Consider the following 13,517-nt stretch of genomic DNA (forward strand, 5'->3'; position numbering starts at 1 on the left):
GTGTACGCTCCGGTTTCTGCGCGCTGTCCGAGTCCAAACTGGCTGCGCCAATAACGCCTACTGGGATAGGCTCCTGGCGGTAATCCGTGAGATGGGGCCGTCTGTCGCGTTTAGCGCCAGACCACGTGCAGCGGCCTGTCCATCCAGGGGTATTTAATGGTCGAATATCCCCACGGCAGCCGGTCGAGCAGCATGTCGAACGGGCCCGGCATCACCTCCAGTTTCCAGCTATCCGCCTGTCGCCACAGGGTACCTTCGCGTTGCAAAAAGGTCTGACGCAGCCCGTCCGCCGTGGTATGGCCTAACGCGTTCCAGTGTTGCAGGATGGCAGCCAGCAAGGCGTCCAACGTGTCGCGGGCGGCGGCGTCCGGCGGCATGGTTAACGGTAACGGTGCATTGAGCGGCAGGCCGCACAGCAGCTTATTCAGCGCCAGTTGGTATTCGGCGTACAACGGTTGCGGGTCGACCAGATACTGCAGGCAGTAAATGGCCTGATAGCGGGCAAGTTCCTCGGGAAACGCGCCGTCCTGCACCAGCGCCAGCCGCGTCAGCAGGCGGGCAAGATAGGGCGAGGCCAGCACCAGCCCGGCGTTGGCGATGGCGATCGGTTCGTCGGCGGGCAGGGCGTCGTCACCCCGCCAGTCGGGGAGGGTGGCGGTCGTTACCGGCGGCGCTATCTGGTCGTTGTCGGCGAGGTCCGCGGGCGGCGGCAACGCGAGAGTCTGTTCGGGCGACGGTACGGCCGTGGCGGTAGCGGCAGGCGGTGTGTCCTGATGCAGGCCGGCATCGGTAATCAGCCGTTGCACACGATCGGCCAGCGTGCGGGTGGCCGGTAATGGTTCAGTCTGCGCCTGCTCCAGCAGAAAGCGGTAAAACACCGCCGGTGATGACGTGTGGTGGCGTGTTTGCCAGTCGGCGGCTAACCGGTGCAGAAAGTCGCGTATAAACGTGGCGATATCGGCCGATGAACCGGCAGTGAACAGCGAGTGATACAGCGCGCGCCAGAGCAGATGCTCCAGTGCCTGCGACGCACCGTAGTAGGCCGGGTGGCGATGACAGAGGTTAGCGATAAACCGGCCGTACGGCTGCAACGCCAGAAAATCACTGCGGCGTAACAGCAGCAGTAAGGCGGTGTGCAGGGTGTCGGGCAACGCTGTCGCCAGCCGTTCGCTATGCGCGGCGGAATGCAGCACCGGCAGCAAAATGCGGCGGATCGCCTCCGGCTGCGAGGGCAGCAGGCGCGCCAGCGCGGCGCAGAGCGCGGCTATCTCGCGGTCGGTCAGGGTTGCCGGGGTGCCCCCGGCGAACTGCTGCAACACGGCCAGCGCGCCGTCGTCGTCCAGTGTCGGCGGCGGGGGGGTTGGGTTTGCGCCGGCATCGTGGCCGTCGGCTGGTCGGCAGGTGCCGTTTGTGGCGGCGTCATGGCGGCGTGCGGAGCGGCATGGCTGACCGCATCGCGTATCGCCACCCAATCCGGCGTATGGTTGGCGGCGAGGGATGCGATCATCTGCCCATAAAACGCCTGCTGTTGGGCCAGGCTCAGGCGTCGGGTCGCGTTGTCGAGCGCCGCTGCCAGGCTACGCAGGCTGGCCGACGGCTGACGCAGCATGATCAACAGCGCCAGCAACCGGGCGGCGTGCGATGGACGCAGCGCCGCGCACAGTCGTTGCCAACCGGCAGGATAGTGTGTCGAGACCGCCAGCCAACGTTGCACCAGCAACGGGTGATGCGCCTGTAACTGTTGCAGGCAGCGCAACAGGTCGACACCGGCAGGCGCTGATGCGGCGCGCGCCCGGTCCGGCGAAACATAACGGCGTGCCGGATCGCCGTGGACCAATACCTCGTGCAGGTATTGGTAGCAGACGGCATCCAGTAATGGGTGCGGCGACGTCGGGAAATCGGCATCGATCCGGCACGGTGCCGCGGCAGGTGGCGGTGTGGGGGGCGACGGCGGCGAGAGCGGTGTTGCGGCCGGTGTTTCGTCGTCGTGCAGGCGGTGGAGCAGCGAGAGTAACGCCCGGCGTACCTCGGTATCGGCCGGGGTATGGCGTACATGCTGCAACAACGCGTCGACTAACGCCGAATGCGACAGGTTATGGTGCGCCGCCAGTTGCCGCAGCAGCGTTTCCAGATAACTGTTGCGGTTAAACTCGCCGCCGCGCCCAGCCAGCAGGTAACTGAACGTGAGGCTCCACAGGCTATGCGTCAGCAACGGGTCGCCGGGCGACTGAGGCGAGCGGGCGGCGATAGCCGACTGGCCGACGCGCACCTCTTCCAGCAGGTCGCGGATAAAGGGGGCGTCTGCCGGTTCCAGCAGGGTCAACAGGCGATAACGCGCCGCGGCGGAAAAACGCACCGCCCAGCGCTGACGCAGTTGGCTCTGCTGCCCACTGGCGATCAATGCCGGGCGTAGCAGCGATAGCATCGCCGGAGGGCATTGGCGCCACACCTGATTCAGCGCCGCCTCATCCGCCTGTTGCAGCGCGGCGGCCCATTGGCGCCGGAGCCTCTGGAGACGGGCGTCGATATCGGCGTCGGGTTGCCCGGTGATAGCGCAGACCGTTGCCGGACGCTGTACCGGCTGTGCGCCCGGCATGAGCGCCGACCGGCGCGGCAGCGGTCGGGCAAGCGGAGCCATTTCTGCCCACAAGGTCGTCAGCAGCGACAGCAACGGCTGTTTCAGCGCACGATCGCCCGGCCAGGCGGCCAGGCGCAGATAGAGCGTTTGCAGCACGTCGGTTCGCTCCATATTGTGGTGCGCCGCCAGTCGGCCAATCAGCCCGGCCATGTAACGCTGTTTGTTGAACTGGCCGCCGCGTTGTACCAGCAGGTAATGCAGGGTGAACTCCCGCAACAGTGGATGCGGCGAGGGCGGCTGTTCTGTCGCGCTCGCCTCGTCGGGCCGGCTAAACCATGCCGGCTGCCCGAGCACCTGCTGAATAAACGGCTGCGCCTGTGGCGCCAGCAGCGTCAGCAAGTCGTTGAACGCGTTGTCATCCAGCGCCTGCGCCATAGCGCGTACGACGTCGGGTTGTTGCCCGCAGGCATACAGCGCCAGCAGAAACCGGGGGCGCTGGGTGCCGAGCAGCGTCGCCCAGACGGGCAGTAATTCCTGACGCAGGCGGTGCCGACTTAATGCCTGATGGATGCGCCGGTGCCAGTAGCGATGCAACCGTCCCCGCAGCGTGGCGGGCATCGCCTCGGGTTCCGGCTGCGCCGCCAGACAGCACAGCGCCATGTCCTGATGGGCGGGCGTCAATTGTTCCAGCCAACTGTGGAGCGCGGTGGCCGGCAGTTGCGATACCAGCCGGGCGATCAGGTCGGCCGGTCGGGCGCTGGCGCTCAGTAACCGGTTGATATCGCCGTAATGTCGGCGCACGGCATCGGCCAGCCAGTGCCGGTGGTGGGTGGCCTGCCGCCAGCCGTGCCGATCGGCATAATGCCAGGGCATCACGCCGTGTTGCAGGAAAAACTGTAGCTGACGCCATTGTGCCGCCGGGCGGTCCAGTATCTGTATTTCCGTCGTCTCAATTTCCGTCGTCTCAGCTTCGTGCGCGTGGCTGGCAGGTGCGGCGGCAGGTTGCTGTGCGCGCAACGCCTCCGCCAGTTGTTGTTGTAGCGCCGCCAGCAGCGCTGATGCCAGATCCGACGCGGGCAGCGCGCCCAGATCGAGCGTTAGCTGGTCGATAACCCACAGTTGATGCGGCGGCGAAGACTGATCAAACAGCGCGTCAATCAACGGCAACAATTGGTGTTGCACGAAATGCGGGGCATCGCGCTCGAATCGTTCCGCCTCGGACGGATGGCAAAAATCGAGCGTCAGGCTGGCGGTGTGAATCCGGTGTGGCTGCGTCATGCGTCCGGTCCTTGTGGTTGAGAACATGGGGGTTGAGAAAATGAGGGTTGAGAAAAGGGCGAGGGCGAACTCAACGATTGCAGCAACGCCATCAGCCGGGCGGCGGCCTCGTCGCACGGTGGCTGACCGGGGACGTGACGCCGGGCGTCGAGCCAGGTCAGCCATAAGGGTTCGAACGTGTTCATGGCATCCAGACCGAGCCAGTGGCAGCGCGGCAACAGATGCGCCGGGCACTGACGGGCGATCAGTGCCTCCGCCTGCCCCCGGAAGACCGGATCGCCGCCACGGGCGGTATATCCGGGCAGGATCAGACTGAGCTGCCCGTTAAACCGGTCGCCGCCGAGGTGGCCGGGATGCAACGTCGGGCGCAGCAGCAGATGCTCCACCACATACACCCCTTCGCACTGTTGATTAAGCTGAATCAGCGTACGGCGTAATTGATTGATGAAGTGCACCAGTTGCGCCGGCCGGCTGCTGTCGCCCAGATACAGCCACTGCGTGTTGCGTGCGTCCGCCGTCGGCGATAGCCGGAACAACGCCTGATAGCGGCTGCCGGTGCGCGGCGGCGCAATACGGTAGCGCGCCAGCGTCACGCCGTGTTGCAACAGCGTGACCGGTAACAGATGGCGGCACAGTGCATGTAGATCGCGTGCCGTTGCCGCCGCCTCGGCGCTGCCGGGCACCGGCGCTTCCCGCAACGGGACATCCAGCAACCTGTCGAGCGCGGGCGGGTCCAGCGATTGCAGCGGCGACGGGCTTCCGGCGTGGTGCGGCACCTCGGCGGCGTCGCTGAACCGCCATCCTTGCCGGGTAAGCGCCTGGCTATAGGGCCAGGCCCCGGCATCATCCATACCGAGTAGCAGCGCTATGCGCTCGGCGAACCCGCCGCGATTTTTACGGTGAGTCATCGGCCGACAGGTATTGAAACCGGCGCCGCGATCGCGGGTCAGGTGGTCGATAGACTGAATAAACCGGCCTGGATAATCAAGCTGCCGGTGGTTGTGGGCATCGTCATCCGCTGCATCGCCCGGTTGATGCCACAACCGGGCGTCCAGTGTTTCGCCGTACAACGCCAGCAGGTAGTCGAGCACTCGCCCTTTGCGGTCCGGATAGTGGTCGATAGCGGCCAGCAGGGCGGAAAAGCGCGACGCCGCGTCGTCCGGGTAGAGGTCATCCACCCCGCGGAACTGCTCATCGTTCAGTAGGCCGAAGGCATAACTGCGCCCGGTATCGATGGCGGGCGAAAACAGGGCGCGCAGGTTAGCCAGATTGGCGCAAAAATTGGCCATCAGTTGCTCAAACAGCAGCAGGTAACCGCGAAATTGCTGTATCTGGCGCTGTTCCTGCTGGTTCATCGCGGCAGGAAAGCGCGGGGCGTCCAGCCGGTAGACGGCGGGAAACAGCGCCTGAATAGAGCGATAGTCCGCCAGCGCACGCCAGCGGCCTTGCGGCGGCGGGGTCAGCGCGGCGGCCTGACGGCGGACTTGCTCACGCAGGGTGCCGCTTTGCAATTGACGCCGCACCAGCCGGATGCTCATGGCGCTGAAATCAATCGGCAGCGGGTGACCCTGATGGGTCAGGCTGAGGTGAATGTCGTCGTGCTTTTTCGGCAGCAGGATCCAGTCGCCGGGATTGAGATGCGTCACGGCACCGTCGGCAGCCGTTTCGTCAGCCAACGACGGCAGCAACCGTAATTGCCGGATGTGGCTGATGCCCTCAATGCTGATGAGCCGGGTATAGAGTGCGGATACCGGTTTGGCGGCGGCAATCGGGTCGGCGTCGGGCGTCGGGTGATCGTCGATCAACGACGCTTCATCGTGACGATCATCCGTTACGCTGCCGTTAGTGACGCTTTCGCCCCGCAGCCACTGAGCGGCCTGCACGTAAATTTCCGCCGCCAGCACCTCGGCATTATCGTGGCGTTGCAGCTCGATATCGGCGTACAGCGTCAGCCCGCGGCTATCGATGATGCGAACGTCGGCGAGGTCTTCGCACAGGTTGCGGTTGCGGTGGTAAACCTGCGTCACCGCCGTGATGATATCGTCGCGCAGCGCCGGATAGCGCTCGCAACGTTGACGCGCCGATTCGCTCAGCAGCAGGTCGATCCGGTGGCGGCCCTGGGCATCCGACGTGACCCACGCCCGCTCCACGTCGTCCACCGCATCCTGTATCACACGCTGATAATCCTGCCGGGTACAGGGGCGCGCCGGAAAAATCCTCTCCGGCGGCATCAGCCCCTGTGCGGCGAAATCGAGCCGGCCATCGGGCTGCGTCAGATAATCCGCGACGTCGAAATCAGCGCGATACATCAAGTCGGTGAGGGCAAAGCACAACAGCTCCAGCAGGGTCACGCCGGGGTCGTGGAGGTTGTAGTCGGTCCAGCGGTTGCCGCTGAGCCGCTGGAGTTGCGCCAGCCCGGTGCGCACCAGGCTGGCGACGCCGTCGGGGTCGTCAAGCGGCGTTTGCCGTGGAATACATGACGGTTGCGCCATATTCACTCCTCGTCCGTCGGCAGCAGGCAGTCGTGCATGTAGGCGTCATGCCACAGCCGGGTGAGGTGATAGCGAATCACGATGCCGTCGCCATAGCCGGTGTGGGTGCGGATTTGCAACCGATAAGGGCGCACGCCGTCCTGGCCGTATGCGGGCGTGTCGTCGCGCAGCCAGCGCAGCGTCAGCTTGTCGGCCCGCGAATGGTAATAGGCGTGGCGGGCGCTGATGCGGTTTTTGCGGCCGAACAGGTTGAACCAAAAACCGCTGGGGGCGCAGGTATTCAGCGCGATGGCATGGATCAGCGCGTAGCGTCCGGAATGACGAATACCGACGCCCGCCACCACCTCAAAAGCCTGGCACCCTTCCAGTTTCGGCGTGAGATCGTGCCATTCGCCGTCGGCGGGCAGCCTGTCGGCCCATTGCGTTCCGGCCCGCCCTTGCGCACCGATCACCCCGTTGACATCCAGCGCGTGGCGCGGTGCCGTGGTGTTGATACCCGCCCGGCCATCCGGGGTAAGCGTCAGCAGCGGATCGGTATCCGCCGTGTTGTCCTGCTCATCGCTTGGGTGGCGGTGGACTCGCAACTGATCGCCGTCCGGTTGCAGGCCGACCGACCACAACGCCCGCGTGGGATCGCTGTCGCGGTAAAACGTCATCAGTCTGGCGTGAGGCTCCAACGCGGCGATCTTCACCCCCTGTTCCGGCGTTTTATCGAACCCTTCTTCGAGGGCGTTGATTGACGAGTCGATCAGATCGGCAAAGTGTTCGGCCGACGGCATAGCGCCCTGACGGAAGTAGTTTTTCAAGGTGCCGCGATTTCGTTTTGCCACTTACCTACTCCTTGTTTCGCTGTCTGCCGTGTTGCCGCACCGGGCGTGCCGTCATCACGGATTACCGGACGGTGATAAAGCTGTCGCCGATGATCAGATCGCCAATACCGATTTTTTCCGGCGGCAGCGGCCTGAGATCTGCACTGAGCCGCAGGTCATGCTGTTCAACCGGCAGGATAATATTCCAGGGATAGCGCGGACTTAGCCCGGTCAGATGCGGGCTGTTTGCGGTGGGAACGCCGGTATTGTTTTTCGGCGCGCCTGCCGCGCTGTCAAACAGTTGCCATTGCAACGCCCGGCTGTCGTGCGTGTCGGCGCTGCGCTGGCGCAGGGTAATCAGCGAAAAGCCGGTGACGAAACGCACGTAATCCAGATGCGCGATGAACGACTCGATTTGATGCAGCGCCACCGGGAAACCAAAGCCCTGACTGATGCTGTCTTCGCGCCACGGGCAGAGATACGCGGAAATATCACGGTTCAGGCGGCGCAGCGCCTGCCCCGGATGGTGCCCTGGCTGGAAGGCGACGGTGCAGCGTACCTGAACCCTGTCGTACACCGGCGAACGGACGGCAATGTCGGCGCCCGGCGGCGCGATGGTCTGCAACCAGCTTTGTATCCGGTGCAGCAATGCGGCGCTGGTGTGCAGGGCATCGCAGGGCTGGTGCCGGCAGGGCGAATGCCGCTGGCGCACCAGCAGCAACACCTGTCCGGGGTGATGACCCGGAACGCCGAAACGGGTATGGGGAAAACAACGCACTTGCTCGATATCCGCAAAGTGCTGTAACACCAGTCGTTCATAGTCCCAGCCGGTTAACGCCCGTCCTTTGTGGCGCAGTCGTTCGCTGACGCGCTGGCGGAATTGCCGGGTGGATTCACGCGGCGCACCGTCGTTGAGCGGCAGCATCAGGCTGAGGGGGCCGAGCCCGGCCGGTGGGGACAGCGCCCGCCAGCCGGGCTCGACGGCCGGCGGCGGCGTGACGTCGTCGTCATCGTCCTGCCCTTGCGGCCACTGGCGGCGTGCCCGCACCACATGGGTGGCGACGTGCAGGCAGTTGGCGTATTCGCCGATGCCCTGCCGGGTACTCACCCGCAACCAATAAAGTCTGTCCGGCATGATGGTGTGGCGATCGTTGATGTCCGGCGGGAGCTCCAGCGTGATGATGCCGGAGGTGATAAAGCCGCAGGTGGTGTCGGCGATGACCTGATGCGGCGGTAACTCGCGCCAGACGTTATCCACCAGATAACACCACTGAAACGCCTGCCGATGGCGGATAGCGGTGGGCGCGGCCTGATCATCAAGCTGGAAAAACAGGTTCAGCATACCGGTGAGCGATGAAGCCTGTAGCCCGATAAACAGGCTGCCGTCATCGTCGTAGCGGGGAAAAAACGTGACGGCGCGCGCTGCGTCGTCGCCGTTGGCCGCCGGATACCGCACCTCGTGGCCGAACGGATGCAGATGCAGCAGATGGCTATCGGGCGCGGGCGTAGGGTCGGTACGTCCGGGGTACAGGCGCGAGCAAGCGCGGTAGCTGAGTGTCAGCCGGTTTATCGCCGGGGTATACGGCGGATTGGGCAACGGCAGCGGTGTGCGGCGTTTGGCGTTGTGCAGCAACGTTTGGCTCAGCAACAACGCGTACTGATGATGACCGAAGGCGTGTTCCGGCTCGCATAGCGACAGGCGGAGCATACCGTTGCGGCTGGTGTGGTCAAAGCGAAAATCGTCGGCGTCGATGGCCGGGCGGGTCGGCTGAAACGTCTGTTTCAGGTCGGCGTGCAGTTGTATGTCGGGGCGTAACCGCTCGCTGCCGGCCGTTTCGGCAAACAGCGCCGTCGGAGCGCCGACCCGGCGCCATTCGCCTTCGCGCAGCACCGAGAGCTGTGCATTGAAGCGGCGGTTATCGTCATCGCCGGGATAACCGCGATAGTGCTGACGAAAACCGCCGCTGCCGCCCGGCAGATTGGCCCAGTCGATGGCTAGCGTCACCTCCTGCACCTGCTTGCGGGCCAATTCGTAGCTGGCGATCGTCAGCGCCGACTGGCCGACGGGTTGTGCGCCGAAGGGATAAAACGGCTTGCCGGCGTCGGCCTGACCATCCGGCGTGTAAAGCTGTAACGTTCGAACGCCGGATACCTGCGTGCTGAGCGTCAGCGGGCCGAGCACAAAATCACGCAATACCGAGTAAGGGAAAAACGGCGTTTCCGGTTTGATGGCCAGTTGCAATGCCGGGGCGTGATAATGCCAGATGTCGCCGTGCAGCGCCGGATCGCAGGGGATCACCGCGTCGAACCCCGGCAACAGGGTAAACGTCAGCCGAAAACCGTACCGGCCGTCGTCGTCGGCGCACAGCGGATGGAGACGATACGCGGTGATGGGTTGCCAGCCGTTTTCGGTGCTGATGCGCAGCGTGAACAGCTCGCTGCACAGGCGGTAAAAGTTGGCCTGGCGGTGGCCGTTGAACAACTTTTCCAGCAGCAACTGGCTGGCGGCGGGCAGTAACCGGCGGCTGCGCGCCAGAATGCGGCGTTGCTCTTCGTCATTGAGCCAGCGGCGGCGGCTCAGACATTGACGGCTGAACAGATGCCCCAGCGCCCGGCAGTAACAGGCCGGGTCCTGGGTCTGGCGTAGTACGCCGGTCAAAAAATACTGGTACAACAGGCTGATGGCGTCGTCGTCATCGCTCTGTTGCAACGCCTGCAACTGGCGGGAGGATAACGCCGCCGTCAGCGCATCCAGCAGCGCCGGCGCGGCGGCGTCCGGCAGTAACGGCGCCATGGCGTGCGCCAGCGTCAGCAGTAGCGTTGTCAGCCGCTTGCGCAGTACCGCCGCAGAGGCGGCATCCCGTAGCAAGTAGAGTTGTTGCGCCAACTGTGACCGTTGTGCATCGACCAGCGTGACGGTGAGGCTGACCTGCCGCCGTCCTTCGGGCAGGTAAAGCACCGGGTCGATGATGGCGAAACCCGGCGCAGACGGTGACGGGTGACGCTGCAACGCCGGCGTTTCGCCAAACAGCGACAGCAAGGTACGGGAGCGGGGCTGTTGATGGTCCCACGGCCACAGGCTGTCGCTGTGGATGGCGGTGATGAAATCCAACTCTCGTTCCGGCGACATCAGCGGGTCGCGCTTGAGCAACAGCGAATGCACCTGTTTGACTTCGGCGTCGGTGACCCGCAACGGCTGATCGCTGCAATAAAGCCTGTCGTGCAGCCGCGAATCCTGTCCGCGGCTGAAAACGACGCCGCGTTCAAGTAATACCGGCGATGCCGAGGGGGATTCCAGCGTTAATTTTAGAAATACGGCGTCGGCCGCGAGCGGTTGCGGTTGCTGGCGCAGCACCCGGCGGTAGTAAAAGTCGAGATGCCGGGTAGTGAACCGGTTGAGCCGGGCCTGCGCCCGGGTAAACAAGGTCAGAAACGTCAGGTAGAGCGCCACTTCCGGCGAGTGATCGGCATGGGATAACGCCTGTTGCAGATGGCTTCGGCAGTCGGCCTGCAACTGGCTGACGGCGTTGATCGCGGCGGAAAAGCAGAGCTGTAGCTGCTCTTCCAGCACCTGGATGCCCGGCAACTGCTGCTGGAGCAACTGTTGCTGCTCGCTGGCGATAAACCGCCCGTTGTCATGGCGAATGCCCCACAGCGGGTCGAGGGCCGTCAGGCGCGGGTCGGCCAGCAACGATTGGCGGTAACCGTCCAGCGCCTGCGCCAGAATCACCACGTACTGGAACGGCCTCACCAGTTGTGTTTTCAGGATCGTCTGGATCGTCAGCTTAATGTGGTCGGCGCTGGTGGTGTGGACGGGAAGGAAGGCGCGATACCAGCGATCCAGATTGGCGTAGAGCGCAATCAGGTAAGCCAGCGTGTTACCCATGCCGTGCGACTGCGCCTGGCGAAACCGGCTCTGTTCCAGTGCGGTGTCGAACGACAGGATGATCGCCATACCGGTGACTTCGCTTTTGGCAAACAGCGTCTGCCAGTTGCCTGCCGTCGGGCCGTTGCCGGCGTCGAAACTCAGCTGTGCGGCGATGTCGCTGGCCAGCACCAGCAGCGTTTCAAACGACATTTCATCGGCCAGAAACGCCCCTTCTTCCAGCGCGGGCGGCAGGCGCCGGCGTTGCGAGGCGGCGGGGGGCGGCAACGGTGGATTCCAGTGTACGGTCATGGGCATCGGTCTCGATTAAACAAGGTCGGATAGATTAAACAGGGTCGGATAGGGGCAAAACGGCGCTGGCGGGAAACATCCGCTAGGGCGCGACGACCAGCGTGCCTTCCCGCAGATAGAACGGGTACACCATGTTGCTGCGGGTATTGGTGGCGATCAGGGTGTAATCAAGGCGAATTAATACGGTGCCGTCGGGAGCCGGCGGGTTATCGATGGCGATAGCCTGTAGCCGGATGCGGGGCTCAAAAAACAGGATGGCTTGCTCAATCCGGCTTTTTATGTCGGTCAGCGTGGAGAGGGTGAGGTCTTCAAATACCATGCCCTGAATATCGCAGCCGTATTCCGGTGCCATGATACGTTCGCCGGGTCGGGTGGAGAGCAGCAACGCCAGACTTTGCCGGATATCGTCGTCGCCGCTGGCCATGACGATGCTCTGGGTGGCGGCATCGAATTGCGGCGGGAACCCCCAGCCGGTGCCGAGAAACGCGTTATCGTTATCCACGGTTAGCCTCCTATCAATACGGTAAAGTCGCCCAGCGCGATGTTGCCGCCGTGGGCGGTGGTATCGCCGAGACGGGCGGCGGGTTTCCCGCCGATCAGCACGGTGGCGGAGCCTTTTACGATGGCGTCCGGCGGCCCGACGCACACACAGTTATCGCCCAGCACCGCCGCCGGCAGCTTGCCGATCAACACCGTCGGTACGCCGGGGCCGATCACCGGCCCGCCGACATGAGGCACCGGCGGCAACCCCGGCGTTACCATCGGGCAGGCGTGTAAATCAGTCAGGCGAGCGGCGGGCGGCATAAGGTGTTTCTCCTGATTTTTTGTCGATAACCAACAACGTTGTCTTGTTGCGTGCTGTACCTGTCTGGCGCTAGTTGATCATCACTATGCCGCCTTTCACCACGGTTTGGCCGGAGGCGGACAGTTCGGCGGTGGCGTTGCCTTTGGCGGTCAGGCCGGTTTTAGCCGACAGGCTGACGTTCATCCCGGCGGCGGTGACGTCGGCTTTGGCGCTGATATCGACGGTGCGCCCGGCGCTGAGTTCGATTTTCCCTTTGGCGCTGAGGGTGATGTTTTTCGGGCTATCCAGCGTGATGCCGGATGAATCCAGCGTGACGCGGTTGCCGTTCTGGTCTTGTAACGTCACCGTTTTGTCTTTGTCACTCAGCATCACCTGATTGCCGCCGGGGGTCGTCAGGGTGATGGCCTTGTCCTCTTCGTTGAACTGCAACGTTAACCGGCTGCGGGTCAGCAGCGTTTTGAGGGTGTTTTTGGCTTCCGGCGTGACCGGCGGTGGGTTCTTGCTGCTGTACAGACTGCCGAGGATCACCGGGTCCGACGGGTTATTGTTGAAGTAACCCAGAATCACCTCGTCGCCCACCTCCGGCATGAACTGCGCCCCGATGCCGGCCGATGCGTAGTAACTGGCCAGCCGGGCCCACACCCCGTCGTTTTCCGCCTGCATCACCGGCACCGACACCTGAACGCGGTGCTGCTGTTGCGGGTCGCCGTCCAGTTTTTTTGACGATGCCTATCTGTAACCCGTCCACGCCGGGCAGCAGGCCGGCAGCGGGCGGCGGCGTCAGGTCCCGGTGTTCGGCCGACCAGACCGGCGGCATACCGAAATCGATGTAGGTCAGCCATTGTCCGTCCTGAATATGATGGCGAACACCGCCGACATAGAGGTGGCCGTTGAAACGCGCGCCGACCCCGGCCAGTTCGATCAGCGTGTTGATGCGGGCGCGGGCGCAGCCCTGACAAGTCAGGGTGCCGCGCAGGCGCGACAGGGCGGATTTCACTTGCTGACCGCTCGCCCACTCCCGCAGTGCGGTAGCCGGTAACGGCGTAGCGCTTTGCAGCCGGAACTCCGTCAGCCCCAGCACGCCGGCCAGTTGGTCGGCGCTCAGGTTGCCCTGCCGGCTGACGGACTGCGCGGCGGCTTTTTCCTGCAACGGCTGCTGGTTTTTGATGTCCCAGCCGACGCCGGTGACCGCGCTAAACTGATGACGGGCGTCGATGTCGGCCGTCAGCGACATCAGGTCGTCGCCGTAGGTGAGGGTTAACACCGGCGAGGCGCTCAGGGGCGGGGCGGTGACGGCGACGGTGCCGTCGTCGTTGCACACCACCAGCCCGTTGGCTTCCGCTCGGGTCAGCAGAAAATCCCAGTCGGTACAGTTGAA

The 13,517-nt window shown here is 64.1% G+C and carries 8 protein-coding genes; all 8 read right to left on the reverse strand.

Going from position 1 to position 13,517, the window contains the following annotated elements; genetic code table 11:
• Positions 1 to 110: 110 nt before the first annotated feature.
• The 8 genes from DCH402_RS22955 to DCH402_RS22960 all read right to left on the reverse strand — a co-directional run bounded on the left by DCH402_RS22955 (position 111) and on the right by DCH402_RS22960 (position 12,802).
• On the reverse strand, positions 111 to 1,319 hold the full coding sequence (locus DCH402_RS22955) for a contractile injection system tape measure protein (RefSeq protein WP_233276312.1): 1,209 nt from the start codon (positions 1,317 to 1,319) through the stop codon (positions 111 to 113).
• Complete coding sequence (locus DCH402_RS03330) at positions 1,280 to 3,856, reverse strand: contractile injection system tape measure protein (protein ID WP_233276313.1); 2,577 nt, start codon at positions 3,854 to 3,856, stop codon at positions 1,280 to 1,282. The genes DCH402_RS22955 and DCH402_RS03330 overlap by 40 nt, the downstream gene beginning before the upstream one ends.
• The gene (locus tag DCH402_RS03335) at positions 3,853 to 6,348 is read right to left on the reverse strand and encodes a hypothetical protein (protein WP_039999684.1); all 2,496 of its coding nucleotides are present in this window, start codon (positions 6,346 to 6,348) and stop codon (positions 3,853 to 3,855) included. The genes DCH402_RS03330 and DCH402_RS03335 overlap by 4 nt, the downstream gene beginning before the upstream one ends.
• Before the next feature lie 2 nt (positions 6,349 to 6,350).
• Positions 6,351 to 7,178, reverse strand: a complete 828-nt coding sequence (locus tag DCH402_RS03340; RefSeq protein ID WP_039999685.1) for a hypothetical protein — start codon at positions 7,176 to 7,178, stop codon at positions 6,351 to 6,353.
• A 61-nt stretch (positions 7,179 to 7,239) separates the two neighbouring features.
• On the reverse strand, positions 7,240 to 11,334 hold the full coding sequence (locus tag DCH402_RS03345; protein ID WP_039999687.1) for a baseplate J/gp47 family protein: 4,095 nt from the start codon (positions 11,332 to 11,334) through the stop codon (positions 7,240 to 7,242).
• Positions 11,335 to 11,416: 82 nt separating this feature from the next.
• Positions 11,417 to 11,836: a GPW/gp25 family protein gene (locus tag DCH402_RS03350; protein WP_012768436.1), complete on the reverse strand. Its 420-nt coding sequence runs from the start codon at positions 11,834 to 11,836 to the stop codon at positions 11,417 to 11,419.
• Between the two features lie 2 nt (positions 11,837 to 11,838).
• A complete protein-coding gene (locus DCH402_RS03355; protein ID WP_012768437.1) occupies positions 11,839 to 12,138 on the reverse strand; it encodes a PAAR domain-containing protein in 300 nt (99 codons plus the stop codon).
• A gap of 70 nt (positions 12,139 to 12,208) precedes the next feature.
• On the reverse strand, positions 12,209 to 12,802 hold the full coding sequence (locus DCH402_RS22960) for a phage baseplate assembly protein V (protein WP_233276349.1): 594 nt from the start codon (positions 12,800 to 12,802) through the stop codon (positions 12,209 to 12,211).
• Positions 12,803 to 13,517: the final 715 nt, after the last annotated feature.

Source organism: Dickeya chrysanthemi NCPPB 402, from assembly GCF_000406105.1.
In the GTDB taxonomy this organism is placed as follows: Bacteria; Pseudomonadota; Gammaproteobacteria; order Enterobacterales; family Enterobacteriaceae; genus Dickeya; species Dickeya chrysanthemi.

Coding starts and splice junctions, on each gene's coding strand:
- DCH402_RS03330 (WP_233276313.1), bottom strand. CDS start 3,856: ATGACGCAGCCACACCGGATTCACACCGCCAGCCTGACGCTCGATTTT.
- DCH402_RS03335 (WP_039999684.1), bottom strand. CDS start 6,348: ATGGCGCAACCGTCATGTATTCCACGGCAAACGCCGCTTGACGACCCC.
- DCH402_RS03345 (WP_039999687.1), bottom strand. CDS start 11,334: ATGACCGTACACTGGAATCCACCGTTGCCGCCCCCCGCCGCCTCGCAA.
- DCH402_RS03355 (WP_012768437.1), bottom strand. CDS start 12,138: ATGCCGCCCGCCGCTCGCCTGACTGATTTACACGCCTGCCCGATGGTA.
- DCH402_RS22960 (WP_233276349.1), bottom strand. CDS start 12,802: ATGCAGGCGGAAAACGACGGGGTGTGGGCCCGGCTGGCCAGTTACTAC.